General features: G+C 59.9%; 20 protein-coding genes and 1 other RNA gene. 5 read left to right on the forward strand and 16 right to left on the reverse strand.

The genetic code is table 11. The features are described 5' to 3' along the window. Nucleotides 1-276 precede the first annotated feature (276 nt). An RNA gene (gene ffs / locus DKK74_RS07740) (signal recognition particle sRNA small type) lies at nucleotides 277-367 on the reverse strand. Nucleotides 368-590: 223 nt separating this feature from the next. On the opposite strand from ffs, the gene glf reads away from it, so the two are divergent. Continuing rightward, entirely contained in the window at nucleotides 591-1769 is a 1179-nt protein-coding gene (gene glf / locus DKK74_RS07745; RefSeq protein WP_110413515.1) for a UDP-galactopyranose mutase, read from the forward strand. 28 nt (nucleotides 1770-1797) lie between these two features. On the opposite strand, the gene DKK74_RS07750 is transcribed toward glf, so the two are convergent. Further along, nucleotides 1798-2511: a TetR/AcrR family transcriptional regulator gene (locus tag DKK74_RS07750; protein ID WP_181414961.1), complete on the reverse strand. Its 714-nt coding sequence runs from the start codon at nucleotides 2509-2511 to the stop codon at nucleotides 1798-1800. A gap of 196 nt (nucleotides 2512-2707) precedes the next feature. On the opposite strand from DKK74_RS07750, the gene DKK74_RS07755 reads away from it, so the two are divergent. Both DKK74_RS07755 and DKK74_RS07760 read left to right on the forward strand, forming a co-directional pair. Continuing rightward, nucleotides 2708-3958 (forward strand): MFS transporter, encoded by a 1251-nt coding sequence (locus DKK74_RS07755; protein ID WP_110413517.1) that lies wholly within the window; start codon nucleotides 2708-2710, stop codon nucleotides 3956-3958. Between the two features lie 12 nt (nucleotides 3959-3970). Continuing rightward, nucleotides 3971-5494, forward strand: coding sequence for an alpha-N-arabinofuranosidase (locus DKK74_RS07760; RefSeq protein ID WP_110413518.1), 1524 nt, complete (start codon nucleotides 3971-3973; stop codon nucleotides 5492-5494). A gap of 169 nt (nucleotides 5495-5663) precedes the next feature. Here DKK74_RS07760 and DKK74_RS07765 read toward each other — a convergent pair whose 3' ends face one another. After that, nucleotides 5664-6806: an inositol-3-phosphate synthase gene (locus tag DKK74_RS07765; protein ID WP_110413519.1), complete on the reverse strand. Its 1143-nt coding sequence runs from the start codon at nucleotides 6804-6806 to the stop codon at nucleotides 5664-5666. A 193-nt stretch (nucleotides 6807-6999) separates the two neighbouring features. Here DKK74_RS07765 and DKK74_RS07770 point away from each other — a divergent pair, with 193 nt between their 5' ends. Further along, the gene (locus DKK74_RS07770; RefSeq protein ID WP_110413520.1) at nucleotides 7000-9261 is read left to right on the forward strand and encodes a transglycosylase domain-containing protein; all 2262 of its coding nucleotides are present in this window, start codon (nucleotides 7000-7002) and stop codon (nucleotides 9259-9261) included. 71 nt (nucleotides 9262-9332) lie between these two features. Here the strand turns inward: DKK74_RS07770 and leuA are convergent, their stop codons facing one another. The 8 genes from leuA to DKK74_RS07810 all read right to left on the reverse strand — a co-directional run bounded on the left by leuA (nucleotide 9333) and on the right by DKK74_RS07810 (nucleotide 18189). Then, entirely contained in the window at nucleotides 9333-11243 is a 1911-nt protein-coding gene (gene leuA, locus DKK74_RS07775) for a 2-isopropylmalate synthase (RefSeq protein WP_110413521.1), read from the reverse strand. Between the two features lie 254 nt (nucleotides 11244-11497). Further along, complete coding sequence (locus tag DKK74_RS07780) at nucleotides 11498-12118, reverse strand: DUF5701 family protein (RefSeq protein ID WP_046323454.1); 621 nt, start codon at nucleotides 12116-12118, stop codon at nucleotides 11498-11500. Between the two features lie 84 nt (nucleotides 12119-12202). After that, the gene (locus tag DKK74_RS07785) at nucleotides 12203-12895 is read right to left on the reverse strand and encodes an L-ribulose-5-phosphate 4-epimerase (protein WP_110413685.1); all 693 of its coding nucleotides are present in this window, start codon (nucleotides 12893-12895) and stop codon (nucleotides 12203-12205) included. Nucleotides 12896-12989: 94 nt separating this feature from the next. Next, entirely contained in the window at nucleotides 12990-14351 is a 1362-nt protein-coding gene (locus DKK74_RS07790; RefSeq protein ID WP_046323455.1) for an MFS transporter, read from the reverse strand. Between the two features lie 133 nt (nucleotides 14352-14484). Continuing rightward, nucleotides 14485-15441 (reverse strand): sugar kinase, encoded by a 957-nt coding sequence (locus DKK74_RS07795; RefSeq protein ID WP_110413522.1) that lies wholly within the window; start codon nucleotides 15439-15441, stop codon nucleotides 14485-14487. 212 nt (nucleotides 15442-15653) lie between these two features. Continuing rightward, nucleotides 15654-16523, reverse strand: coding sequence for an L-ribulose-5-phosphate 3-epimerase (locus tag DKK74_RS07800; RefSeq protein WP_110413523.1), 870 nt, complete (start codon nucleotides 16521-16523; stop codon nucleotides 15654-15656). After that, nucleotides 16520-17194 carry a 3-dehydro-L-gulonate-6-phosphate decarboxylase gene (locus DKK74_RS07805; RefSeq protein ID WP_110413524.1) on the reverse strand — a complete coding sequence of 225 codons (675 nt, stop codon included), beginning with the start codon at nucleotides 17192-17194 and terminating at the stop codon, nucleotides 16520-16522. Before DKK74_RS07805 ends, DKK74_RS07800 begins: the two co-directional genes overlap by 4 nt. A gap of 5 nt (nucleotides 17195-17199) precedes the next feature. After that, nucleotides 17200-18189, reverse strand: coding sequence for a phosphotriesterase family protein (locus DKK74_RS07810; protein WP_024626968.1), 990 nt, complete (start codon nucleotides 18187-18189; stop codon nucleotides 17200-17202). A 247-nt stretch (nucleotides 18190-18436) separates the two neighbouring features. On the opposite strand from DKK74_RS07810, the gene DKK74_RS07815 reads away from it, so the two are divergent. Then, the gene (locus tag DKK74_RS07815; RefSeq protein WP_258334495.1) at nucleotides 18437-19477 is read left to right on the forward strand and encodes a sugar-binding transcriptional regulator; all 1041 of its coding nucleotides are present in this window, start codon (nucleotides 18437-18439) and stop codon (nucleotides 19475-19477) included. A 61-nt stretch (nucleotides 19478-19538) separates the two neighbouring features. Here DKK74_RS07815 and DKK74_RS07820 read toward each other — a convergent pair whose 3' ends face one another. The 5 genes from DKK74_RS07820 to dnaX all read right to left on the reverse strand — a co-directional run bounded on the left by DKK74_RS07820 (nucleotide 19539) and on the right by dnaX (nucleotide 25698). After that, a complete protein-coding gene (locus DKK74_RS07820) occupies nucleotides 19539-20627 on the reverse strand; it encodes an aspartate-semialdehyde dehydrogenase (RefSeq protein ID WP_110413525.1) in 1089 nt (362 codons plus the stop codon). 17 nt (nucleotides 20628-20644) lie between these two features. Beyond that, on the reverse strand, nucleotides 20645-21208 hold the full coding sequence (locus DKK74_RS07825) for an ACT domain-containing protein (RefSeq protein ID WP_046323462.1): 564 nt from the start codon (nucleotides 21206-21208) through the stop codon (nucleotides 20645-20647). Beyond that, a complete protein-coding gene (locus DKK74_RS07830) occupies nucleotides 21205-22038 on the reverse strand; it encodes an aspartate kinase (protein WP_110413526.1) in 834 nt (277 codons plus the stop codon). The genes DKK74_RS07825 and DKK74_RS07830 overlap by 4 nt, the downstream gene beginning before the upstream one ends. A 157-nt stretch (nucleotides 22039-22195) precedes the next feature. After that, the gene (recR, locus tag DKK74_RS07835; protein WP_110413687.1) at nucleotides 22196-22798 is read right to left on the reverse strand and encodes a recombination mediator RecR; all 603 of its coding nucleotides are present in this window, start codon (nucleotides 22796-22798) and stop codon (nucleotides 22196-22198) included. Continuing rightward, entirely contained in the window at nucleotides 22798-25698 is a 2901-nt protein-coding gene (gene dnaX / locus DKK74_RS07840; RefSeq protein WP_110413527.1) for a DNA polymerase III subunit gamma/tau, read from the reverse strand. The genes recR and dnaX overlap by 1 nt, the downstream gene beginning before the upstream one ends. Nucleotides 25699-25708: the final 10 nt, after the last annotated feature.

The raw sequence follows: 25708 nt of genomic DNA on the forward strand, positions 1-25708 counted from the left end.
ACTCTCCTCTGATTTCCCCTCCCCAGGCCGCTAATCAGCCTAGAGCAAACTCTTCATAATTCAATCACAAGACGTAAACATCAAACAAGAGAAGATCAACTGCCGATTGACACTAAAATAGCAGCGGCGTCCGTGCACACACATGCATGAATCAACAGAGCTATACTTGAATAATTACCTATGTCTGTAGAGTTAGACCCAAATACCTGCTGTCAGAACACAATTCAGTCATCAATCCAACGAGGCAGTCCACCTCTTGATCTGGCAAACATCTATGAAAAACTCCCACGCACCCGCCAGAGGCCACTTACCCTTGCTGCATTCCTGCCCTGGGGGGATTGGGTGACATAACGCCACGTGAGAGCAAGTCACCATGATAGCAGACAGGCTCCACTTGTCCACTGGCAGGCGCCGACTCATCCAGCCAGGTGTGCATTCAGTCGATATCGCCACCAGTCGCTTCCCTGAGTAGACCCGTCCGCTAGCATGTAAACAACAGGATCGCCGTACTCCGAGCGGCTGATCACGGATCATGTCGGACCCTGGACAGCCCGGCATCACAGCGACAAGGGATGGATGGCTGAAGACGAATGGCTGACATGGATGCTGATTTGGTGATTGTGGGCGCTGGCCTGTTCGGTCTGACCGTGGCTCAGCAGGCGGTCGAGCACAGCGGGGCCCGGGTGCAGATCATCGACGTACGCGACCACATCGGCGGCAATGCATACTCCTACATGGACGAGGAGACCGGGGCCGAAATCCACAAGTATGGGGCCCACCTCTTCCACACCTCCAACCGCAAGGTCTGGGAGTACGTCAATCGCTTCACCGAATTCACCGACTACACCCACCGGGTTTATACCACCCACAAGGGCGAGGTCTACCCCCTGCCCATCAACCTGGGCACCATCAACCAGTTCTTCCACGCCCACTACACCCCCCAGCAGGCCCGTGAACTGATCCGGGAACAGGCCGGCGAGCTGGCCGGGACCGACCCAGGCAACCTGAATGACCAAGGCATCTCCCTGATTGGCCGGCCCCTGTACGAGGCCTTCATCAAGAACTACACGGCCAAGCAGTGGCAAACCGATCCCTCCCAGCTGCCGGCTTCGATCATCAAACGGCTCCCGGTGCGATTCAATTACGACAACCACTACTTCAAGGACACCTGGGAGGGCCTGCCCAAGGACGGCTACACGGCCTGGTTCGAAAGGATGATCGATGACCCACGCATCCAGGTGAGCCTGAAAACCGACTTCTTCGACAACTCCCAGCCCTGGAACCGGGATGCTCTGGTGGGGCAGGTCCCCGTGGTCTACACCGGCCCGGTTGACCGCTACTTCGACTATCGTCTGGGCGAGCTCAAGTGGCGAACCGTGGACTTCAAGGAGCGCCGCTACGACGAAGACGACCACTTCGGCTGCCCGGTCATGAACTTCTCCGATCCTGACGTGCCCTACACCCGTGCCATCGAGTTCAAGAACTTCAACCCTGAACGCTACGATCGGCAGAACCATGAGCGCACCGTGGTCTGGGAGGAATACAGCCGCTTCGCCGGCAAGGGCGACGAACCCTACTACCCTATCAATACAAGCGACGACCGGGCCCTCTATACCCAGTACAAGCAACTGGCAGCCCAACAGCCGAAGGTCGTCTTCGGCGGTCGCCTGGGCACCTATGCCTACTACGACATGCACCAGGTAATCAATTCAGCCTTGGATGCCTGGGACAAGCGGATCGCCCCCCTAGTAGGCCACAACCAGGACTGAAACCCTGGGTTGAACTCCTGCCGACCTTCTAGCGGTAATCATCCCACTGGGGTGACGGGAAGAGGATGGGGTCAGCCTTTGCCCACAGGGCGATCATGTCGTCGTCGGGATTGGTCAGCGCCTGAATCTGCACACCGTCCATGGTGCAATAGACGGTTCTGATCAGCCGATGGAAAGACGACCGATCCCGATAGGGCTCAGGCAGCTTCCAATGGATCCCGTCCATGAAGTCGATCATCCGAGCATGGCGATCGCGGTAGTATTCGTGCGCTGGATGGGACGGATCGTGAGCCTCCACAGCCAAATGCATAAAGAGCATGACCAGGACCATGCGCTCGGCATTCTCCTCGACCAGACGACGCAGATAACCCGGCAGCGAATAGAGAGAATGCCCCTCCTGGTCTCGACCTATGGCCAGCTCATCACGCTCGCCGGGCTTGGACCCAAAAGTGAAGGAACCCTGGTCGTAGTAGACCTGGATGACCAAGGAGAGGAGCTCCTCGCGCGTGCGGGCATAATGACGTAACCCAGGCAGGGTCAGGCCAACGGCATCCGCGATGGCCTGCATGGAGACGCCGTAGGTACCGTAATAGGCGATCATCTGGGCGGCGACCTGGGCTATCTGCTTGCGACGCTCGTCGGGGGTCATCCGCCGTCGTGCACCGATTGGCCGCCGTGAAAAGCGTCCAATAATCTGCTCTCTGCCAGCCTTGTTCCTGGTTTTCCTGTTCGCATCGCTCATCAGGATCATCATACCGTTGGCCGTCAGACTGCCAACGGCTCTATATTGCCCCTCTCTACAGCCCGTTACCAAGATTGGAACCGCCAGAAAGGACTTGCCTGCTTGCTTATTTTATATTTTTAAGATATAAAACAATACGGGAAGCATGGCGCTTCCCCACTGTGCACAGACGCACCGAAAGAGAGGGAGTCGGACAATGACACAAGCCGATTCAGCAGGCGGGCAGGAGCTCGGCACCGCAGCTAAAAGCCGATACTGCATAGCCTTCTTCGTTTTCAATCTGTTCTGGATGATGGCTCTATCCATCGTCGCCTCGGTCCTGCTGCCCCAACGCCTGACCGACATCGCTCCGGGGTCCAAGGTGGCCATATCCGGGGTCTTCAACGCCACCACGGCCCTGACCTCACTGGTGTCCAACCTGATCGTGGGCAACCTGTCCGACAGGACCCGATCCATCTTCGGCCGCAGAACGCCCTGGGTCGTTTCCGGCGGCGTTCTGGCCGGCATCTCGCTCTTCCTCATGGGAGTCATTGCCAACGTCTGGGGCATCGGTATCTTCTACTGCCTGGCCATGGTCGGCCTGAACATGATGATCTCGCCAGTGGTCGCATCCCTGTCTGACCGTGTTCCCGAATCACAGCGGGCCACCATGTCAGCATTCATTTCGGCAGGCAATCTCGTGGGCAACTCTTTGGGCACGCTGGTCGGCGCCCGCTTCATCACCATGCAGATCCCAGGTTGGATCATGTCCGGCATAGTCATGGGCGTGGCCGGACTGGTCACAGTGGTCATCTGGCCCAAGGAGCCCTCCTCAAAGGACATGCCCGCTTTGAGCAGCAGCCTGCGCTCCATCCTGGAATCCTTCCGCCCGCCCCGCCACGCGCCCGACTTCTGGATGGCCTTCGTAGGACGTTCACTGCTCCTGTTCAGTTACTACATGATCCTCAACTATCAGCTCTTCATTCTTCAGGACTACATGGGCCAGTCCGTCAAAGACTCGGCGGCCACCATGTCGACCATGTCCCTGGTGCTGATCGTGGTCTCCATGGTCGCGGCCCTGGGAGCAGGCCCGATCTCCGACAGGATCGGTCGCAGGAAGATGCCCGTGGTCATCGCCAGCCTGCTTCTGGCCCTGGGCTATGCCATGCCATGGATCATCCACAGCCCCCTGGGCATGATTCTGTTCACCGCCATCGGCGGCTTCGGCTACGGCATGTACGGGTCGGTCGACCAGGCGCTCAACGTTGACGTTCTGCCCAATGCCGAGGAGGCCGGCAAGGACCTGGGCATCCTCAACATCGCCACCACCCTGGGCCAGATGGTGGGTCCCATGGTGACCTCGCTGATCGTCTCGGTAACCAAGTCCTACCAGCTGGTCTTCCCCACCGCCATCGTTCTGGTGTTGCTGGCCTGCATCTTCATCAGCCGCATCCGCACCATCAAGTAAGGAGTCCAAACAGTGAGCATCCACATCGACCCGCGCCTGACTATCGGCACCATCAGCCCCTACCTGCACGGCCAGTTCATCGAATTCCTGGGAGAGTGCATCGATCAGGGACTATGGGTGGGCACGGATTCCTCCATCCCCAACACAGACGGCATCCGTACGGATGCTCTCAAGGCACTCAAGGACCTCAAGCCACCCCTGCTGCGCTGGCCCGGAGGCTGCTATGCCGACACCTACCACTGGCGTCAGGGGGTCGGACCGCGCAATCAACGTCCGGTAGGATACAACGAGAACTTCGGCACCTACCAGCCTGACGGACATGGCTTCGGCACCGACGAATTTCTCCGTCTGTGCCAGGCCGTTGGAGCCGAACCCTGGATCAACGTGAACATGCTGAGTGGATCCGTGGCTGAAATGCGCGACTGGATGGAGTACTGCAACCGTCCATCGGGCACGGCCATGTCAGCCATGCGGGCCGCCAACGGTCACCCCTCCCCCTATGGCGTGAAGTTCTGGGGTCTGGGGAACGAGCCCTGGGCTGGCGGGGGAACAATGACCCCGTCCATGTACGCGGACCGCTATCGGATGTTCGCCTCAGCAATGCCTACCTTTGCCGAAAACGGGGACCAGCCCCCAATGATCCAACCCATAGCCTGCGGCCCAGACGGAAACAAGCCTATGGAACGAGTGCGCTGGACCAGGGACTTCTTCCAGGCTTTGGCCCAGTACCGCCAGCCGCCCATCGCCGCCTACGACCTGCACTTCTACAACTGGAACATCGACCACCCCGACGACACTTCCACTCAGTTTGATCAGGACGGCTGGGATCGGGTGATTCAAGGCGCCCTTGAACTCGGTGAGGTCATCGACCAGCAGTGGGATCTGATGCAGGCCTGCCTGGCCACCATGCCCCAACCTGAGAGCACCATGGATTCCAGGCTGACAAGGGTCGACCTGGTCATGGGCGAATGGGGCAACTGGCATGGCGATGCCTTCACGGCTCGTCCGGCGCTCAGGCAGCAGGTGACCATGCGCGACGCGGTCACCTCGGCTCTGACGCTGGATATCCTTCAGTCCAGATGCGACAAGGTGTCCATGGCCTGCAATGCCCAGACCCTGAACGTCCTCAACTCGCTGATCCTGACCGAGGATGACGCCACCATACTGACCCCCAACTACGACGTCTTCATGATGTACCGGCGCCACCAAGGGGCCCGGGCGATCCAAAGCCTGCCAGAGGCCGACAAGCCAGCCCTGCACGTCTTTGCCTCAGTCAAGGACGGGCACATCATGGTGGACCTGGTCAACGCCGACATGACCTCTGCCGTCGAAGCGGCACTGACCCTGCCCGAGCCTGTGCGTCCTGCGGGCATGCAGAGCCTTTCAGCACAGGATCCGCATGCCTGCAACACCCGATCCGACCCGGACCAGGTCAGGGCTCGCCAGGTCGATGTCTCGGATATCCCTGAAGGACGTGAAATTACGGTCCGCCTGGATCCGGCCTCAGTGAACGTGCTCGATCTGGCCATGGTCTGAGAGGCAACAGCAGCAATCGGCGGATTGGACACCACGCCTGCAGTCCACCGATTCAAATCTACGATCCAACCACATAAACAAACATATAAACCGCATGTGGCCGACCCCCCGAAAGAGGTCGGCCACATGCTCTTATATCAGGCGCTTGACAGCGCTCGACTGAGTCTACTCAGGCGTGCCAGACGTCCTTGCCGTTTTCCTTGGCGGCTTTGACATCGGCATCCAAGGCGCTCTCGTCGCCCTCCACCTTGCCAGCGATATAATCCTCGACCAGCTGATGGGCCTCGTTGTCCTCATGCTGGACGGCAGGAGACTTCATGAAATAGGAGCTGGGTGCCAGCACTGGGCCGGCCAGATGACGGTCCAGGGCAATCTTGGCGGCACGCAGGGCGTCGATGACGATGCCAGCTGAGTTAGGCGAATCCCAGACCTCCAGCTTGTACTCCAGGTTCAGCGGGACATCACCGAAGGTGGTGCCTTCCAGACGCACGAAGGCGAACTTGCGGTCATCCAGCCAGGCCACATAGTCGGAAGGACCGATGTGGACGTTGTGGGGATCCATGTCGTGAGGAACGATGGAGGTGACTGCACGGGTCTTGGAAACCTTCTTGGACTCCAGACGAGTACGCTGCAGCATGTTCATAAAGTCCATGTTGCCGCCCACGTTCAGCTGGTAGGTGCGGTCCAGGCGCACACCGCGATCCTCGAAGAGGCGGGCCATGACCCTGTGGGTAATGGTGGCGCCCACCTGGCTCTTGATGTCGTCACCCACAATGGGTAGGCCGGCATCGCGGAACTTCTGGGCCCACTCAGGGTCGGAGGCGATGAAGACAGGCAGGCAGTTGACGAAGGCGCACCCGGCCTCGATAGCTGCGGTGGCGTAGGCCTTGTCGGCCTGCTCAGAGCCAACGGGCAGGTAGGAGACCAGCACGTCGACCTTCTTGTCGCGCAGGACCTGGGCCACATCCACGGGTTCGGCATCCGACTCGGTGATCATCTTCTTGTAGTACTCGCCCAGCCCATCGCCGGTCGGCCCGCGCAGGACTTCCACGCCCTTGTTGGGAACGTCGCAGAACTTGTAGGTGTTGTTTTGCGAGGCGAAGATAGCCTCGCTCAGGTCCTTGCCGACCTTTAGAGAATCCACATCGAAGGCGGTCACGAACTCCACGTCACGAATGCGGTAGCCACCGAAGTTGGCGTGCATGATGCCGGGGATCTTATCATCATCCTTGGCGTCCTTGTAATACTCGACTCCCTGTACCAGCGAGGAAGCGCAGTTGCCCACGCCCGCTATAGCTACACGGATGCTCATACAAACTCCTCTGATTTACTGAGTTATTCCAACCTAAGCATACCTTCTTCCAATGGAAAGCATGAATGGAATTGAACCGTACCTTCGCACTCAGTAACAGAACTCGCTTCGAAAAGGGTGCAAACGTACGAAAATGATGAACGTTCAGCCCTAGGTCGAACAGTTTTCAGCCCTGCCGGATAGCGTGGTTGGCATGGCCAATCAGACTCGTTCAGTCAGTTCGACCTCGCCCGCACGCAGGACCCAGTCCGGAGCGCGTGGCGGCAGGAATCGCGCCGACAGGCTCACCTCGCGGCATGCCGACCGGAATCACCGGGGCGGCGGACCCCGTCGCGGGCGGCCCCACAAGTCACATCGTGTGCTTAAGTGGACCTTGGCCCTGTTGGGACTGGTGCTGGTCGCTGGGGCGGCAGCCTTCGCATACCTATATCTGACCACTGAAATCATCCCACCGGAGAAGCAAGCTCTGGCGCAAAAGACAACGGTCTACTATGCGGACGGCACCACCCCCATCGGAACCTATGCCAATCAAAACCGTGAGATCATCAACTGCGCGGTCCTGCCCAAGTATGTAGGCAATGCGGTCGTCGCCTCGGAGAACCGCACCTTCTACAAGGACAACGGCATCGATCTCAAAGGCATCAGCCGAGCGCTCTTGAACAACGTGACCAAGGGCACCCGTCAGGGCGGATCCACCATCACCCAGCAGTATGCCGAGCGCTACTATCTGGGCGAGACTACCTCCTACAAGGGCAAGCTGCGCGAGGCCATTCTTTCCTTGAAGATTTCCAGGACAGAGGATAAAGACACGGTTCTGTGCAACTATCTCAACACCATCTACTTCGGCCGTGGCGCTTACGGGATCCAGGCCGCCGCCCAAAACTACTTCGGCAAGGACGCCAAGGATCTGACCATGCCTGAGTCGGCCATGCTGGCTGGCATCATCCCGGCCCCTACCTCCTGGGATCCGGCGGTCAACCCCAAGCAGGCCGAGTCGCGCTTCCACCGCGTGCTGGCCATCATGGAGGAGGACCACTACATCAGCCATCAGGACCGAGCCGGCGCTCAAATGCCGCAGACCATCAAATACATGCCGCAGAACGTCTACCAGGGACCCAACGGCTACCTGCTGCGCATGGTCCGCAACGAGCTGTCCTCCGGCAAAAAGGCACCCTTCACCGCGGACGACCTGGACACGGGCGGCTACCGGATTATCACCACCATCCAAAAGGACAAGCAGGATCTGATGTTCCAAGTGGCCAGTCCGTCCACAGGCAACAAGCATCTGCCGCCCACCCTGCAGATCGGGGGGCTCTCGGTCGACCCTAAAACCGGGGCCATCATCTCCCTGTACGCCGGTGACGACTACCTGACCCACCAGCTCAACAACGTGGATCAAGCAACCTTCCAGGTCGGTTCGACCATGAAGGCCTACACGCTCTTGGGCGCCATCCAGGACGGGGTCAGCCTGAACACGGTCTTCAATGGCAATTCACCTCGTACCTTCTCCAGCGTAGGCAAGTCCGTCGCTAACGCCGGGAATGTCAGCTACGGGTACATCAACCTCTATTCCGCATTCGCCAACTCGGTAAACACGGTCTTCATGGACCTTGGCGAACACGTGACCTCACGCAAGGTTGCCCAAGTGGCCCACACGGCCGGCATCACCGGGAAGATCGACGATACGACCACTTTTGACACCCTGGGAGTAGACGCCCTCACGGTCTATGACGTGACCCAGGGCTACGCCACCCTGGCCAACGGGGGACAACGACCCAAGCTGCACCTGGTGGCTCAGGTCAAGGATGCCAAGGATCAGGAGCTCTATACGGCTGCAATCCAGTCGGATCAGGTCTTCAACGCCGAACAGGTGGCTCTGCTGCAGAAGGCCATGACCACCACGGTCCAGCGTGGCACTGCATCCTACGCACGTTCCCTGGGGCGGCCCATCGCCGGCAAGACCGGCACGGCCAATGACCAGACGGCCATCTCCTTCATCGGATTCACCCCCTCGCTTCTGACCACCTTCGCCATCTGGAACCAGGGACAGGACGGCAGCGCCCTGAAGGTTCCGGACCGCTATCAAAACGACTTCTATACGGTCCAGCTCTTCACCCAGTACATGAAGTCGGCCCTGGGCAACAGTCCAATAGAGCGTTTCCCAGACGCTGAGGACCATGGCAAGGTCGGTGGCCCAGAAGGCAACTGGGGCAGCGGATCCTGGAAGAGCAGCAATTCGTACAGGCCCAACCGCGAATACTCATATGGATACTCATATGCACCCCAGCAGCGCTACCAGCGCCAGAACTCCGAACAGGGGCAGTCCGGATCCGGCAGCGGCTCGGGGGCTGGTACCGGAGGCGGGACAGAGAACGACAGCAACAGCGGCACCGTGGAGGGCGGTGACAAAGGCAGTACTCAGGGCAATTCCGAGGGTGAACCATCCCAGCAATAAACCAATCCAGACAATTAGGTCCGATCCGGGCATAGCTGTGCGTCCGGATCGGACCTGGAGGACTGGAGCCTTCAGCCGCGCTGGAAGCGGTTGAGTGCCGAGATGATGGCCTTGAGGGAGCTGGTAGAGATGGACGAATCGATGCCCACGCCCCAGATCACCCGGGACCTGGCTGGTTCGCCCACCTGGCATTCCACATAGGAAGCCGCCAATGCATCGGTGCCGGCGGTCATGGCATGCTCGGCGTAGTCCAGGACCGAGACGGTCTGATCCAGGGACTTGAGCGCATTCAAGAAGGCCGCGATTGGACCATTCCCATGTCCTTGAACACGCCGCCTCACCTCTGGGTCGCCCGGGGCAAGCCCCCGATCCAGCAGGGTGGCATCAAGAACGGTGTCGGATCCGTCCTCGCCGGAGGTGACTGCAACATTCAGCAGCTTGAAGCGTCCCCACTGGCGCAGGGTCTCGTCGCGCTGATCCGCCATGGACTCGCCGCCGACCACGCTCCCGCCAGCCTCCACGGGCAGGTACTCGTCCTTGAAGAGCCGCCAGATGTCGGCATCTTTGACCTCGCGCTTGGTCCTGTCGGCATAGCTCTGGACCAGCCGTTCGAACTCCACCTGGAGACGCTTGGGCAGGTCCAGATGATGGTTGGCCTTGAGCAGGTAAGCCATGCCGCCTTTGCCCGACTGGGAGTTGACCCGGATGATGGCCTCGTAGTTGCCACCCACATCCTTGGGATCGATGGGCAGATAGGGCACCAGCCAAAGGAAGTCGTCAGGGTTGGCGTTGGCGCGCAGGGCCGCCTGCTGCCGGGCGTCCAGACCCTTCTTGATGGCATCCTGGTGGGAGCCGGAGAAGGCCGTAAAGACGAAGTTGCCGACGTAGGGGTGCCGCTCGGAGACGGCGATCTGGTTGCAGTACTCCACCGTCCGACGGATGCCGGGCATGTCGGAGAAGTCCAGTTGGGGATCGATCCCCTGGACCAGCAGGTTCAGCCCCACCGTGCAAATGTCGACGTTGCCGGTGCGCTCACCATTGCCCAGCAGGCAGCCCTCCACCCGGTCAGCCCCGGCCAGCAGACTGAGCTCGGTGGCAGCCACGGCCATACCCTCGTCGTTGTGGGGGTGCAGGGAGAGCACCACCGCATCCCGGTCCTTGAGGTTGGTGGATATGTACTCCACTTCGTCGGCGAATACGTTGGGGGTGGTCATCTCCACGGTGTTAGGCAGGTTGATGATCATGGGATGCTCAGGCGTAGGCCGGATCACATCGATGACCGCATTGCAGACCTCCAGGGAATACTCTGGCTCGGCACCGGAGAAGGACTCGGGCGAGTACTCATAGGAAAGATCAGTGCCCCCGGCATCGGCCTCCAGAGAGCGGCAGAGTTCGGCCGCGTCGGTGGCCAGCTTCTTGATCCCGGCCTTGTCCTTATGGAAGACGACCTCCCGCTGCAGAACCGAGACCGAGTTATAGAAGTGGACCACGGCCCTCTTGGCTCCACGCAGGGCCTCATAGGTGCGACGAATCAGATGTTCGCGAGCCTGGGTCAGGACCACGATAGTCACATCGTCGGGAATCAGCTCACGCTCTATCAGAAGGCGGATGAAGTCGTAATCGGTCTCGGAGGCCGAGGGGAAGCCCACCTCGATCTCCTTGAAGCCCATGGAGATCAGCAGATTCCAGAATCTCAGCTTGCGCTCGGAATCCATGGGGTCGACCAGGGCCTGGTTGCCGTCGCGAAGATCCACCGAACACCAGCGGGGCGCCCGCTTCAGGGTCTTGCCCGGCCAGGTACGCTGCGGATAGTCAAAGGGAACCTGCTTGTTGTAGGCCACATATTTGTTGTAGGGCATGGCACTGGGCTTCTGCGGCGAACCCACAAACCTGGGGGGAGGCAGCAGCAGGTCGTTGTTCCCTCCATTGGACGCAGCGGCCTGGGCCGCAAGATCAAACACGGATGCACGATCCTGATCCATCTCTCCTCCTTCTTTCGTTCGTCGGAAACCGCAATATCACCCGGCCATGGGTGCTCGGACAGGCCGAAACCGTACCGGGGGTGCCATTATTTTACCGGAGGAGAGCTAGGACATGCGGTCCGGGTCCGCATTACGACGCAGAGGAAGGCGAGGGCACACAGTCTTGCATAATTCGCAAGGTTACCCAAGTTGCAAACACCAGACGATGCAAGCACTGACAGAGTGCTCACTGCATAAGATTCAGTTGAAGAGATTCACTGGAAGAGTGAGACGCCACGACGGCCCTCGCAGTAGGCGTTGCCCAGCCAGGTGTGCCGTGAGTTGGGCCAGACCGAGCCCAGACGGGGGGCGTTCTGGCTCATCCAGATGCTGGGCACGCGTCCATCGGCGCTGTGGGAACCCAGCAGGTTGAAGCCGTTCTTGACCGCCAGCCAGTCGGGATGCTGGGTGGCTATGGCCAGGCCCTCCTCCAAGGTCAGAGGGAGACGGTCGTCTGAGTCGATCAGCTTGCGGGCCACGTCCGGCTCGCGGTTGGTGTAGCAGGTCCCGGTGTGCGGTTCCAGGACGATGTAAAAGGGTCCCTCGGGCGGCTCGAACCCGTTCTGCGGCAGGAAGCTGGCAATGTCGCGCGGAGGCATAGTGGTAAAGCCAGCCATGCGATTGATGCTGGTCCGGGCGATCAGCGACTCAGGCGAGACCAGCTCCCTTGTAGGGATGAGCAGGATCTGCTCACCCAGCTCAGTGGACTCCAACGCGGAGATCAGGGGCTGAGCCAAAGCTCTGAAGGCGGCGGCGCTGATGTCCGCCACATCCGGATAGCCCAAGGCCACGATCCGATCCAGTTGCCGCTTCACTTCTTGGGAAGATCTGGTCATGGCCTCCAGTCTAATTCGAATCTGCTACGACAAGCACCCGCACTGTCTACACCCGCATGCCGAGGCGAGGCACTGTACTCAGATTCAGTGCTGGCCGTACACGTGCTGGTATCGGTCGTTCAGACTGGCCACATCCTCGTCGGACAGGGGCACAGGCGTACCGATCTGCTCAGCGGCCCATACCGTACGCGCCACTTCCTCCGTCATCGCCGCTGCCTTCACCGCAGCTTCGGCATCCGCACCGACAGTGAAGGGGCCATGATTGCGCATGAGCACCGCGGGGCAGCCCGGATTCTCCGCCAGGGTCTCGACCACCCCACGACCTATCTGATCCGAACCGATCAAGGCGAAGGGACCCACCGGCACTGGACCGCCGAATTCGTCACCCATCATTGTCAATACGCACGGAATTGGCCGGCCCACTGCGGCAAAGGCCGTCGCATAAGTGGAATGTGTATGCACCACGCCAAACACTTCAGGCATGTGCCGGTAGATGTAGGCATGCGAAAACACATCCGAGGAGGGTGCGGCAGATCCGTCCACCACATGCCCCTCAAGATCCGTAACCACCATTGATTCCGGTGTCAACTGCTCATAGCGCACCCCGGATGGCTTGATCACCAGCAAGTCGGCTGAATGCAGACGCTGTGAGACATTCCCCGCCGTCCACACCACCAGCCCCCACTTGATCAACTGCGCATGCAGGGCAGCAACATGCTCACGGACCAGACCTACTTCGACACGTACCTCGTCAGGGAAATCAGCCAAGGACGTCATAAGAACCACCACCATTTCCAATATGGGGCCGACCCTCCCTGCGAAAAGCCGGCCCGGTTTGCTTACCTGCGCGTGCAGACCATGCTGCGCATCCTCACAGGCTTTCCAGATCCTTGCCCTTGGTCTCCTGGGCAAAAAGGTATATGACAGCGCCGATGACCAGGCAGACACCGAAGAAGGTGAATGCCGTGGTGACAACGCCGATGTTGATGTGCTGGGAGACATAGTCGCCGCCCACCAGCAGCCCCATGAATATAGGGCCTACGATCTTGGCCGTGGCGCCGATGCCGTATCCCAGCCCCAGTCCGGTAGAGCGAACATCGTTGGGGAACTGCTCGCCGCCGAAGGCATTGAGAATGCCGAAGACACCGTCAGCGAAGGTCATGATGACCAGGACGGCGATGTAGAACTGCCAGCCGGAATTGTGGAAGAAGGCCGCATAGAAGCATCCCAAGGCCCCGATGATGCCGAAGGAGAACATGGTCCAGCGCCGACCGATGATGTCAGCCAGCCAGGCAGAACCGAATCTGCCTATGCAGTCGGCCACGGAGACGCCCATGAACAGGTAGGCCACCATCTGCGTTGAAAAGCCAAAGGCATCCTTCATCAGCGTCTGACCCCAGGATTGAATGGCGAAGGAACCCAGAATGAAGCAGAAGGACCCGACCGAAATGATGACCAGCGGCTTTAGATGCTTGGACAAAAGCAGACGGTAGCTGGCCTTCTGCTCCTGCTCGACCTTGGGCAGGGCGCCGACCTGGTCCACGGGGAGCTCGAGAGCCCACGCCAAGGCCTTGCGGGCATCATCGTCACGTCCCACGCTCTGGTAGAAACGGGGGGACTCAGGCACCGTCGCCAACCAGAAGAGAAGAAGGACGGGGATAACGCCCAGGGCCACCAGCACGCGCCAATTGTCGCCGATCAGGCTCTGCGAGACGGATCCCAGGAGCAGTCCCATAGGAATGAAGACCGAAGCCAGGCCGGAGAGCATGCCGCGCTGCCTGGCCGGGACAAATTCCTGGACGTAGGGGATGGAGATGATGTTAAGACCGCCTACGCCGACACCCACGCCGATGCGCAGGATAGCCAGCAGGATCCAGGCACCGTCAGGCAGGAATACCGACAGGGCCGTAAAGACCACGAAGCAGAGAACACACCACTGGAAGGCATGCTTGCGGCCGAAGCGATCAGCCAAACGCCCCCAGAGGATGGAACCGATGACTGTGCCCAGCCCGGAGCAGGCCAGGATGATTCCAGCGGAAACCCCGGTCAGGTGCCAGGCCGAAGTCAGGAGGGAGACCACAAAACCAATCAGGAACATATCGAAGAATTCGGATATGTTGCCGGCTATGGCCAGGCCGATGATGCTTTTCTGATGTCCGGTCAGGGGACGAGCGTCTATCTGCTCGTAAGCGGTCAGTGCGTCCCCGGCCTGTGTGACATGTGTATCACTCATAATGGGTTGCTTTTCTTTCTCGGATGATCATGATGATGGTGGCCCGACCCCGGTATGGGTCTGACCGGATGGTCCGGGCCGCCTTCTCCGTCCTTGGAGAATGCTGTGGCGGGCCTGGATCATGAAGGAGATGTCAGCGATTGATATCCCCGCCCAAGGGAATATCCAGTTCTTGGGCGCGGATACGGGTCAGATCGCCCATATGTGTCAGGGCGTATTCGGCGGCCCGCTGTCCCCACCTGACACCGCACTCCACATCATCGGAGAGGAAGCCATGGAGGGTGGCGGCCACGAAGGAATCCCCGGCACCGGGGCGGTCCACCACCGGAACTGTGGTGGTGACGTACTTCTTGATTCCTTTGGAGGTTCTCAGGTAAGGACCATCCAGGTGATTGGTGGAAACGATGTACTCATTGCCGAAGCGCTGATAGAGCTGTTCGCATACCTCCTCGCCACTCCCCTCGATTCCGAAGACGCTTTTGGCATCCTTGATGGAGCAGAAGAGAATGCGGGCCTTATGAGCAATGGGCTCCAGAACCTTTCTGGCCTGGTCACCGGTCCAGAGCTTGCTGCGGAAGTTCACGTCAAGGGCAATGTCGATGCCGCGCTTCTCCGCCTGCTCGGCTGCGTAGGTCACCACCCCGGCTGTGGTATCGGTCAGGGCCGCAGTGATGCCGGTCAGGAAGAGCAGGCGGGTGTCCAGCATCCGATCCCAGTCGTAATCCTCAATCCCCGTCGACCTGAAGGGGGTGTACTCACGGTCGTAGATGACGTTGGCCGGCATCGGCGGCTCGCCCGGCTCCATGAAGTAGAGGGCGATTCGGCTCGCCGGCTTGCGGACCATGGTGCTCAGATCAACGCCCACGGACCTGTACTCGCTCAGAACGTATTCGCCCAAGTCCCCCTCCGGCAGCGAAGAGGTCCACAGGGTCCTGCGCTGAAGCTGGGCCAAAACTCCAGCCACATTCGCCTCTGAACAGGCGGGATTCATCAGGATCGACCGGGCGTTCATCAGCCGCTCCCCCCTCCTGACCGTGAGCCTGATCTGCCCCTCTCCTATGGTCGAAAGGTCATATGTATGTTCTGCCATCACTTGCTCCTTGTCTACACGGTCGCTTTCCCAGCATGGACCACGACGTCCGCTTCAGTCCGTATTACGACCTGTCACATTCAAACTCGCACCGGTCGGGTCGACCCTCCAGGGACGACCGCTGGCATCATAGCCTCCCTGCCGATGCCAAGGGGGTGGAGGACCGGCACAACCACCCCCGGGTCGCAACCGTGATGGCTGCGACCTTTACCTCAGCCTCTGGGGTCAAGCACTTCCATGCCAGCCCCGCGCAACCAGGTTTCCACTTTTCCCCTTGCATTCATGACGATCTGATCGGCCTGGTCTGAATCATCATTCCACATCTCCAGCATGATCCGCCCCGACCAGGACTGCCGGGCCAGCTCGGCGAAAGCAGTGGGAAAGTCGGCACAGCCCTCGCCCATGGTGATGCGACGCGGCTGTCCCGGGAGCACATCCTTGACGTGGATGGCCAGCATTCTGCCGACTCCAGACCTCAGCTCAGCCACGGCATCCAGCTCCTGCTCGTACAGGTTGCCGATATCCGGGTACATGCTCAGCCAGGAGGACCCGATCTGATCGCAGATGGACAGACCCTTGGTGATGGAGGTGATGTCATTGCCGTCCACATTCTCTATGCCCAACATGACACCGGCCTGGGCCGCGTACTCAGCCGCCCTGGCCAGAACCTCCACATACCTGGCGCGCTGGTCGGGATCAGGGTCCTCGTAGTAGGCGTAGTAACCGGCTACCTGGATCAGGGGAATGCCCGCCTCATGAGCCAGGTCAATCGCCTTGAGGAAGATCTCATAGGCCTGACGGCGGATAGCTGGATCGGCCGAGCCGGGGCCGACCTTGCGGTGGCAGCTCAGGCAGATCCCTCCGACCTGGACGCCCTGGCGGTCGGCAGACTGGCGGAAGGCGGAAGCCTGGGCAGCCGTCCAGTTCAGACGGGCCATTCGCTTGTCGCTTTCGTCAATGGATAGATCCATGAAGGTGAACCCATCGGCGGCGACATGGGACATGAATTCGTCCCAGTCATCCGGCTCGGCGGGGGACTTCAAGGCCTTCTCATAGATGCCCAGGGTGACGCTGCCGCTCATTGCGGCCACACCCTGCCAATGGTCTCCCGCAGTTCAGTGGCGGCGGCCAGGGGGTCATCAGCCTTGACGATGCCGCGGCCCGAGATCACCACTCCGACGGGAACTCCTTGGAAGAAGGGCAGGTCTTTAGCCGTGACCCCGCCGGTCACGGTGACCTTGAAGCCCATCTGATGTAGCTGGCAGATACGGTCCTTGTCGTTTTCTCCCCAAGTCAGTTTGCCGGCCGCTTCAGCGTCGCGAGAACGGTGGACGATGACCTGGGTGGCTCCAAGCCGCCGCCACTCGCGCGCCTGTTCGGGATCGTAGGTCTCCCCAAGCTCAATCTGGACCTCGCCGCCAAACTCCTGGGCCACCTTCACCACCTGCTCGACCGTGGTCATGCTGGCCCCGGCAACTACCGAGACCCAGCTGGCACCCGCCTCGAAGCAGGCTCGGGAGATGACCGCTCCAGCTTCAGCAATCCTGACATCCGCCAGGATTGTCTTATTGGGATAGAGGGCACGAATCTCGCGCACGGCTCTCAGCCCTTCGGCGATGATCAGGACAGTTCCGCACTCGATGACATCGACCTGGCTGATGGCTGCGTTCAGAGGTCTCAGAGCCGACGGCATGTCAAATGTGTCCAGAGCGATCTGGAGCTGAGGACGTTCCAGGGGTTTGTCTGCTGCCATTGTGCTCAGGCCTCCTTCCGGAAGGAGAAGAAGTTGTGGGCATTGCGAATGAGCAGCTTGTCCACGTAGTCAGGGTCAAAGCCTTCGGCAATCATGCGGGGGCCGTCCACTGCCGGGTTGTAATCCACGCCGCTCACAGAGCCGTAGACCTTCTGGTAGGAGCGCTTGCCGGAGTCCGTACCCAGGAGGATACGGTCTTCATAGCCGTCTTTCTTGAAAGCCTTGAGCTCCATCATCCTGTTGGAATCGGGCTGATACTTGATCCTGTTCGTGCCGTCGATCTCCAGATAGACGCCCAGGTCCAGGATCTCCTCTAGGTAGTAGACATCAGCGTTGCGCTGGATGTGGCCGATGGCGATCTGGTCGGCCGGGACCCCCAGTCCGATCAGGGTCTGGGCTTGTTCCAGACCACAGGTTCCATAAGTGGTGTGCGTATTGATGGGAGCGCCGGTTTCGATGGCCGCCTTGGCAGCAGCCTCCATGCACTTGTGTTCGAAGGGTGTGATCTCTCCGTAAGCGGTGCCGATCTTGATGACGCCTGCCTTATAAGGGCTGCGATCTACCAGAGGGCCGGTGTAATCGTTGCGGTCAATGCCCTCGCGGATATCGGCGATGACCAGGTCGGCGATTTGATCCACGCTGTAGCGGTTGATCCAGTGGGACTGGGTCTCCAGGTAGACATGCTCACGGTGGAAGCCGGTGGCTCCGATGATCTGCAGGTTCTCCACCGAGCGGGCCACCTCGGCCAGCTTCTCGATGTCACGGCCGCAGTTGATGGGGCACATATCCACCACGGTACCGCCCTGCTTGCTCCACTTCAGCGAAGCCTTGGCGAAATAGCCAGCCTCGGTCTCTGCCTTTTCGACTGAATCCAGTTGATGGTCCTTGTCCAGGTAGACCTCACCGGCTCCAACCCGGATCAGATGGTCGTGGCTGTTGACTACACCAAGCGTGCTCGGATCAACATCACCCAGAATGGTTCGTGCGAATGCCATGTGAACTCCTTTGTTGTTTATGCTCTGCGACTTCGCGGCACCGGTCTTCAGGCTCTTCCTGCCAGTGCCTTTGACAGGAGACAGATTATGCGAGCAATTACAGAACAACAAGGACTTTGATGAACATATGTACTCTAGCTATGGTTATAGATCTATGCCGATTTCATTTTTTACCTTTGAAAACGCGCATTTTCAGACCGAACAGAGTAGATAAACGGTTTTTCACTGAGCCTGATAATATGTACATATGTTCAGCGATCTACAGATGATGACTACTTCGGATGCTCGCAAGCGGGTTCAGCTGCTTCTTCGCATAGCCCGCATGTACTACCAGGATCACATGCTGCAGTCCCAGATCGCCACAGCGACAGGCTATTCCCGCCCCTCTGTCTCCCGGATGCTCAAAGAGGCCCAGGAGCGAGGACTGGTGAAGATCTCCATAGAGAATCCCTTAGAGCGGCTGGAAGAACTGGAGTCCAGGCTGATCCGACAATTCAACCTCCGTTGCGCTCGGGTCTCAGAGCCGCCACAGGGATGCACCGGGTATGACACCGTACCCCGAAGCGCAGCATCTCTTCTGGTGGAACAGACCAGGCCCGACTCTTTGATAACCGTCTCCAATGGCAACGCGGTCGCCTACACGGTTCGCGAAGTGCCCATGCAAAACTGGGGAAAGTCCAAGGTCGTACAGATGATTGGCTCCCTGTCACCAACCAATCCCATGACGGATTCACCAGAGATATGCCGCATGCTGGCCCAACGACTGGGCGGCAGCTATTCGACGCTGCCAGTGCCCATGATCCTGTCTTCAACCCCCGTGGCTGAAGCCATGCGCAAAGAACGCCAGATCGCAGACACCCTGACCCTGGGCGGACATGCCGACGTTGCGGTGGTAGGAGTCGGGTCTGTCCAGGAGGGAAGGTCCGGACACATTTTCAAAGACTACGAGAATGCCGCTTTCATTAAAGAGGTGACCAAGCTCAAAGCCGTGGGGCACATTTGCGGGCACCACATTGATGCCCAGGGTCGCCACATCCAAACCAGCCTGTGCGAACGCACTATATCGATTGAGTTCGAACGCCTGAAGCGGATCCCCCTGGTCATAGGCGTGGCCTGGGGGCCGCAAAAAGTTGCCAGCATCCTTGCCTGTTTACGGGCCGGGCTTATCTCTGCACTGGCCACCGACCGCGACACGGCCGAGGGGATACTTGAGCTGAATCAACAGCAGAGAAAAGCAGGCAGACAAGCCTCACAAGCTTCGAGCCGAACAGAGGCCAAGCAGGGCTGACCCTACATGAAGGCCATCAGGCAGACGGGGCCTGGTAGAGCCGATGAGCCCAGATGCAAAATCAGATCCTGTCGGCAAAGTGCTTGCGGGCGATCAGCTCGGCGATCTGCACGGCATTGAGGGCGGCTCCCTTGCGCAGGTTGTCATTGGCCACGAACATGGACAATCCCCTCTTGCCTTCCACGGCCTGGTCCTGGCGGATGCGGCCCACGAAGCTGGGGTCCTTGCCAGCTGCGTCCAGAGGAGTGGGTATTTCCGCCAGACTTACCCCGGGGGCCTTGGACAGTAGGTCGCGGGCCTGATCAGGAGTGACATCGTGATCAAACTCAGCATTGATGCTCATGCCGTGGGCAGTGAAGACTCCTACCCGCACGCAGGTGCAGGAGGCGGCCAGATTAGGCAGGTGGAGAATCTTGCGACTCTCATTGCGCAGCTTCTGCTCCTCGTCGGTCTCCCCGCTGCCGTCATCGACCAAGTCGCCTATAAAAGGAACGGCGTTGAAGGCTATAGTGCGCACCACCTTGGTGGGCGGGGGGAACTCAATGGCCGATCCGTCGAAGACCAAACGATCAGCACCCTGCTCCACGGCTGTTTTGGCCTCGTCGCGCAGCTGGAGGACACCGGCACGCCCAGCCCCCGACACAGCTTGGTAGGAGGAGACGATCAAGCGGCGCAGACCGTACGTCTTGGCCAAGGGACTCAGCACCGGCATGCAGGCCATGGTGGTGCAATTGGGATTGGCTACGATTCGTCGTGGTATAAGATCCAGGTCTTCGGGGTTGACCTCAGACACCACCAGGGGGACCTCGGGATCCATCCGCCAATGGGAGGAGTTATCGACCACGTAGGCTCCGGCCTCGGCAAAGCGTGGGGCCCAAGTTCCTGAGGTCGAACCGCCGGCGGAGAAGATGGCCAGATCGATTCCGCTCAGGTCGGCCTGCTCCACATCCTCGACCGTGATAGTCCTGTCACGCCAGCGCAACTGTTCGCCGGCAGACCGGGATGAGGCCATGAAGCGCAGGTCAGCTACAGGGAAGTCCCGTTCGTCCAGCATGCGGCGCATGACCATGCCTACCTGGCCGGTGGCGCCCAGAACGGCTACATTGATGCCACGGCGACCATTGTTCGCCAAATCAGCCTTATCAGTCATTGCTCTTTCCTCTCCGCTCAGCGACCTGTGCCGCCATAAACGACCGCCTCGACCTGATCGGCATCCAAATGGAAGGCCGTATGGATGGCCCGTACCGCCTCGTCCAAGTTCTGAATGGGCACCAGGGCGGAGATACGAATCTCAGAGGTCGAAATCATGAGCACGTTGATATGCCGGTCGCTCAAGGCCCGGAAGAAGGTGGCGGTAATGCCCGAGTGGGTCTTCATGCCGACCCCTACCAGGGTCACCTTGCCCACCTCAGGGTTGATGTCGACCGAGTGGAACCCCAGTTGCTCACGGGAGTCATCCAGCATGGGAACCACCTGATCTGCCTGAGCAGACGGCAACGTGAAAGAGATGTCCACGGTTCCGGTGGCCGCTCCAGCCTGGACGATCATATCTATGTTGATGCCGCCCTCGGCAAGGATAGTGAAGAGCTGTGCGGCTACGCCGGGTCGATCCGGCACGGCCCGCAGGCTGACCTGGGTCTCGCTGCGGTCGTGGGCAACCCCTGAGATGATGGGTGACTCTGGGCCGTTCAAGTCCGGGAACAAGTCGCCCATGGATTCGCCGTTGGTCATGACCTTCCTTCCGTCATATCCCGTTGCCTGTCGGTGTGTGCAGCGGGGCGGTCCGGCAGTTGGCCGGTCTCCAGATTGGGAATCTTGTCGACATCGACATCGTCGGGCATGATCAGCGTGCCAGGACGATGGGAAAATGAACTGCGCACATGAATGGGCATGCGGAAGCGCTGGGCATACTCCACGCAGCGCAGTGCCAGCACCTTGGATCCGCCGGCCGCCATCTCCAGCATCTCCTCGTATGAGATACGGGCAATTCTTCGGGCGGTGGGCACAATGCGCGGGTCGGCAGTAAAAACGCCATCCACGTCAGTATAAATCTCGCAGACATCCGCATTGAGCGCCACAGCCAGGGCCACAGCCGAGGTGTCCGAGCCGCCACGACCCAAGGTGGTAGCATCGCCGTCGGAGTTGACCCCCTGGAAGCCTGCCACAATTCCAACTTCGCCCCGGTCCAGGGCCTTCATGACTCGCTGGGGTCGGACATGGCGGATGTGGGCTGCGCCGTAGCGCGCATCAGTCATGAATCCCGCCTGCGAACCGGTGAAGGAATGGGCATGCTCGCCTTGCGCATGGATACTCATGGCCAGCAGGCTCATGGAGATGCGCTCCCCCGCCGTCATGAGCATGTCCATCTCGCGAGCCGGAGGATTGGAGTCCACATCCATGGCCTGATCGATCAGATCGTCAGTGGTGTCCCCCATGGCGGAAACCACCACTGCGATGTCATTGCCAGCGCGCTTGGTATCAATGATGCGCTTGGCCACACGCTTGATGGAGTCCGAGTCTGCCACTGAGGACCCGCCATATTTCTGAACGATAAGTGCCACTGCTGTTCCATCCCGCGACGGTTAAGCCACTAGACCATCATCTGCAACATGTTGATTACATGGATTATACGAACGACACCGTTCTATCAGACCCCCTCCACCAATATGCGAAACAACGACGGCAGCGGGGGAAACCTCGAATCAGTGACTGCGTGCCTTACAGATCGCGACGGCCGGATATTGCCCGGCCAAGGGTGATCTCGTCAGCATATTCCAGATCACTACCGACAGGCAGACCGCTGGCCAGCCTGGTGATCCGAAGATCCAGAGGCCCCAGCAGTCGTCCCAGATAGGTGGTGGTGGCCTCGCCTTCGATGTTGGGATCCAGGGCCAGCATGACCTCTTTTACCTGATCCGTGCCCAACCTCTTCAAGAGCTCGGGAATGCGCAGATCGCCTGGCCCGACGTTGGACATAGGGTCGATGGCCCCGCCCAGCACATGATATAAACCCCGGTATTCGCCGGTACGTTCGATGCTCATGACGTCCTTGGGCTCCTCGACTACGCAGATGATACTGCGGTCACGACGTGGATCCTGGCAGATGGGACATGGGCTGGTCTCGCAAACATTGCCGCAGATCTCGCAAAACCGAACCTTCTCCTTGGCGGCGACAATGGCATCAGCCAGGTCCTGAGCACTGCGCCGATCGGCTCCCAGAATATAGAAGGCGATGCGCTGCGCCCCCTTGGGGCCAATGCCCGGCAGTTGGGCAAAAGCATCAATCAGCTCTTGAATGGCTCCATCATAGGTAGCAGCCATCATTCACCTCCCTGTCGCTGCGCCTGTTCCTGCCGGCGCTTTTGGACGTTGATCGGATTCTGAGGGTCGTCAGCAGCAAAATCCTCCACCTTGGTCACGTCAAACATTTTGGTCAATTCATCCTGGTTCATGGCATTATCCGCCCCGAGACGGGCATCGTCCATGGAATAGACATCGTCCTCGGGATCCACTGAAGGCCCCAAATCCTGGGAGGCAGCTACAGCGGACGAAGCCCCATCCTGATCGAGACCACTGGAGGCCGAGCTAGCGAAGCCTGCTAGCGTCCTCCTGACCTCAGATCCAGAGACCTTTGCCGTTGCGGGCCCGTCCGAGTCACCGGCGATATCTGAACCGCGATCGTCACCCTGGGCATCTGACGAGGTTGGGATACCAGTTGCCATGGTTCCGCTATCAGCAACCGAGGCTGCACCTAATGTGTTTCCCTGACCGGACGAATCAACCGACTTTGAAACTTCAGGCCTCTGATCCGAAGCTCCGCGACCTTGGCCGCCAGAGGCTGCGGCAGTGATTCCGGAATCGGGCAGGGCCCAAGGATCCGTGTCATCGCTCATGTCCGGTAGAGCAACTTTTTTGGACTCATGGTCTTTCTGAATAGTGGACCCGTCGCTGCCCTCACCAGACTGCCAGGTCTTTTGTGGCGCATGAGTCGCTGGAATGGGGTGAGCCCAGGGATCATCGTCCGGCAACACCGTTGAAGCGGTTGAGCCAAAGCCTGCCGCCGGCAACGGTTCCGGAAACGACTGGACCGGGCCGCTGACCGGGTGGTGAGCGTCGTCGGAGTTTCCGTCGCCTGCAGCTTCTCCAGAGGTGGACCTTCCGTCCGACGCCGATGCTCCGGTCTCACCCTGATGACCAGCCGAGGCTGTCATCTCTCTAGGGGCATGCCCTTGCTCCGTGGCCGCATGAGGCATGACCGCCGCTCCAAGGTTCATGGTGGCCAAGCCAGCCCGCGCCAGAGCCACCTCCTTCTTGACCTCTGCCCGACGCTGGGGAGACATCTTGTTGACGGACTCTACCGTCTCGCCGTTGGCAGCCGTCCCCGATGGGGCGATCATAGTGGTCTGTCCGAACTCCTTGCGAGCGCGGACCATGACAATACGTGGAACTTTGGTCTCCCCGTCAACCGACTGCGCAGCCACGGCCATGGCGAAAGCATGCTGGCTGAGTGGACGGTCGAAGGTCATAGACAGTCGCTTGCGGCCGGAGGGGTCTGCTTTCATGGCCACGGTAGGCACCCGGTCCCGCACCACATATTGGCGGACCTCATCCGGCAGAGCAGCCACCAGAGCATCCCAGCGCTTATCCAGCTCTGTACCGGTCGGGATCTCTGTTTCCTGTCCTCGCGTAACCTCCGGTTGTGCAGACTGAGGCAGTTCCGCAGACCGGGCAGGCCCGGAAGGACTGGATGATCCAGCCTGCCCCGCCGGCTGCTCAGTCAACGAGGAAAGTGCTTGCTTGTGCTCGGATTGGGCAGAGTCTGAGCCGGAATGGGTGGGCCATCCTTCGCGCTCTTGCCGTCCGCCAGCAGAGAAATCGGAATGCGAACCTGCCATGTTCTGCGGCCCGGCAAAGGAAACGGGCGCTGCTGCAGACGACGAGCCTACCCTGCCAGGTTGTTCAGAGCGATCAGCCTCGTCGGCATGCCCAGACTGGGATGCTCTGGACGGCCGACCGTTCTGCTGCGATCTGTCAGCGCCGATGAACCCGCTGCGGGCGGGCGCCAGGGCCGCATCAGCAGTGGATGTCGCCCGTGGGGCCGGTCGCTCCATAGGCTCGCAGCCAATTGCCAGCAGCCTGGCAGCCAGCAGCTCCAAGCGCATCCTGGGGGAGGTGGCTCCGTTCATTCCCGCCAGTGCATCATTGATGATGTCAGCCATTCTGGTCAGGACCTGCAGATCCAGAGCATCCGCCTGCCGATGCAGATCGGCCACCTGGTCGTCGTCAGCATCCTCGCTAAGCACGCTTTCAGCCCGCTCTCCCGCCAGTTTGAGAACCAGCAGGTCGCGGACATGGGCTAGCAGATCCTCAACGAAGCGCTGGGGCTCAAACCCACCGACGACCACCTTTTGAATAACCCCGTAGAGGCCAGCCCCATCGTGAGCGATCATTGCATCAACAGCTTCGGCTATCAGTGCGGCAGGAGTAAACCCCAACAGAGCTACAGCCGCATCATAGGTAATGGTGTGCTCGTCAGCGCCTACCATGAGCTGGTCCAGCACGGAAAGGGTGTCACGCACCGATCCGCCTCCTGCTCGCATGGCCAGCTTGAGCACACCAGGCTCGGCCTTGATGTTCTCCTTTTCGCAAATGCCCTCCAAGTAAGGCCCCATGACTTCCTGGGGCACCAGACGGAAGGGGTAATGGTGGGTCCGGGAGCGGATGGTGCCGATCACCTTCTCCGGCTCTGTGGTGGCGAAGATGAACATGACGTGTTCCGGCGGCTCCTCGACGATCTTCAGCAGGGCATTGAATCCTTGCTGGGTGACCATATGAGCCTCGTCCAAAATGAAGATCTTATAACGGTCACGCACAGGGGCGAAACCTGCCCGCTCCCTAAGCTCCCTAGCATCGTCAACTCCATTGTGGCTGGCGGCGTCAATCTCCACCACATCGATGGAACCAGGGCCTCCTGTGGCCAGATCCCTGCAGCTGTCGCATTCTCCACAGGGATGGCTGGTCGGCCCCTTGGCGCAGTTGACGCAGCGGGCGAAAATCCTGGCACTGCTGGTTTTTCCGCATCCCCTGGGGCCGGAGAAGAGGTAGGCGTGGGTCAGCCGGTTCTCATCCAGAGCTCGGGTGAGAGGGACCGTGACCTGCTTCTGACCGATAATGCCGTCAAAAGTGTCAGGCCGATACCGCCGATAGAGTGCTAGTGCCATGATTCAAGGC

It is taken from the genome of Bifidobacterium asteroides (assembly GCF_003202755.1).
GTDB classification, from domain to species: Bacteria; Actinomycetota; Actinomycetes; order Actinomycetales; family Bifidobacteriaceae; genus Bombiscardovia; species Bombiscardovia asteroides_F.

Coding starts and splice junctions, on each gene's coding strand:
- glf (WP_110413515.1), top strand. CDS start 591: ATGGCTGACATGGATGCTGATTTGGTGATTGTGGGCGCTGGCCTGTTC.
- DKK74_RS07750 (WP_181414961.1), bottom strand. CDS start 2,511: ATGAGCGATGCGAACAGGAAAACCAGGAACAAGGCTGGCAGAGAGCAG.
- DKK74_RS07755 (WP_110413517.1), top strand. CDS start 2,708: ATGACACAAGCCGATTCAGCAGGCGGGCAGGAGCTCGGCACCGCAGCT.
- DKK74_RS07765 (WP_110413519.1), bottom strand. CDS start 6,806: ATGAGCATCCGTGTAGCTATAGCGGGCGTGGGCAACTGCGCTTCCTCG.
- DKK74_RS07770 (WP_110413520.1), top strand. CDS start 7,000: ATGGCCAATCAGACTCGTTCAGTCAGTTCGACCTCGCCCGCACGCAGG.
- leuA (WP_110413521.1), bottom strand. CDS start 11,243: ATGGATCAGGATCGTGCATCCGTGTTTGATCTTGCGGCCCAGGCCGCT.
- DKK74_RS07780 (WP_046323454.1), bottom strand. CDS start 12,118: ATGACCAGATCTTCCCAAGAAGTGAAGCGGCAACTGGATCGGATCGTG.
- DKK74_RS07785 (WP_110413685.1), bottom strand. CDS start 12,895: ATGACGTCCTTGGCTGATTTCCCTGACGAGGTACGTGTCGAAGTAGGT.
- DKK74_RS07790 (WP_046323455.1), bottom strand. CDS start 14,351: ATGAGTGATACACATGTCACACAGGCCGGGGACGCACTGACCGCTTAC.
- DKK74_RS07795 (WP_110413522.1), bottom strand. CDS start 15,441: ATGGCAGAACATACATATGACCTTTCGACCATAGGAGAGGGGCAGATC.
- DKK74_RS07800 (WP_110413523.1), bottom strand. CDS start 16,523: ATGAGCGGCAGCGTCACCCTGGGCATCTATGAGAAGGCCTTGAAGTCC.
- DKK74_RS07805 (WP_110413524.1), bottom strand. CDS start 17,194: ATGGCAGCAGACAAACCCCTGGAACGTCCTCAGCTCCAGATCGCTCTG.
- DKK74_RS07810 (WP_024626968.1), bottom strand. CDS start 18,189: ATGGCATTCGCACGAACCATTCTGGGTGATGTTGATCCGAGCACGCTT.
- DKK74_RS07815 (WP_258334495.1), top strand. CDS start 18,437: ATGTTCAGCGATCTACAGATGATGACTACTTCGGATGCTCGCAAGCGG.
- DKK74_RS07820 (WP_110413525.1), bottom strand. CDS start 20,627: ATGACTGATAAGGCTGATTTGGCGAACAATGGTCGCCGTGGCATCAAT.
- DKK74_RS07825 (WP_046323462.1), bottom strand. CDS start 21,208: ATGACCAACGGCGAATCCATGGGCGACTTGTTCCCGGACTTGAACGGC.
- recR (WP_110413687.1), bottom strand. CDS start 22,798: ATGGCTGCTACCTATGATGGAGCCATTCAAGAGCTGATTGATGCTTTT.
- dnaX (WP_110413527.1), bottom strand. CDS start 25,698: ATGGCACTAGCACTCTATCGGCGGTATCGGCCTGACACTTTTGACGGC.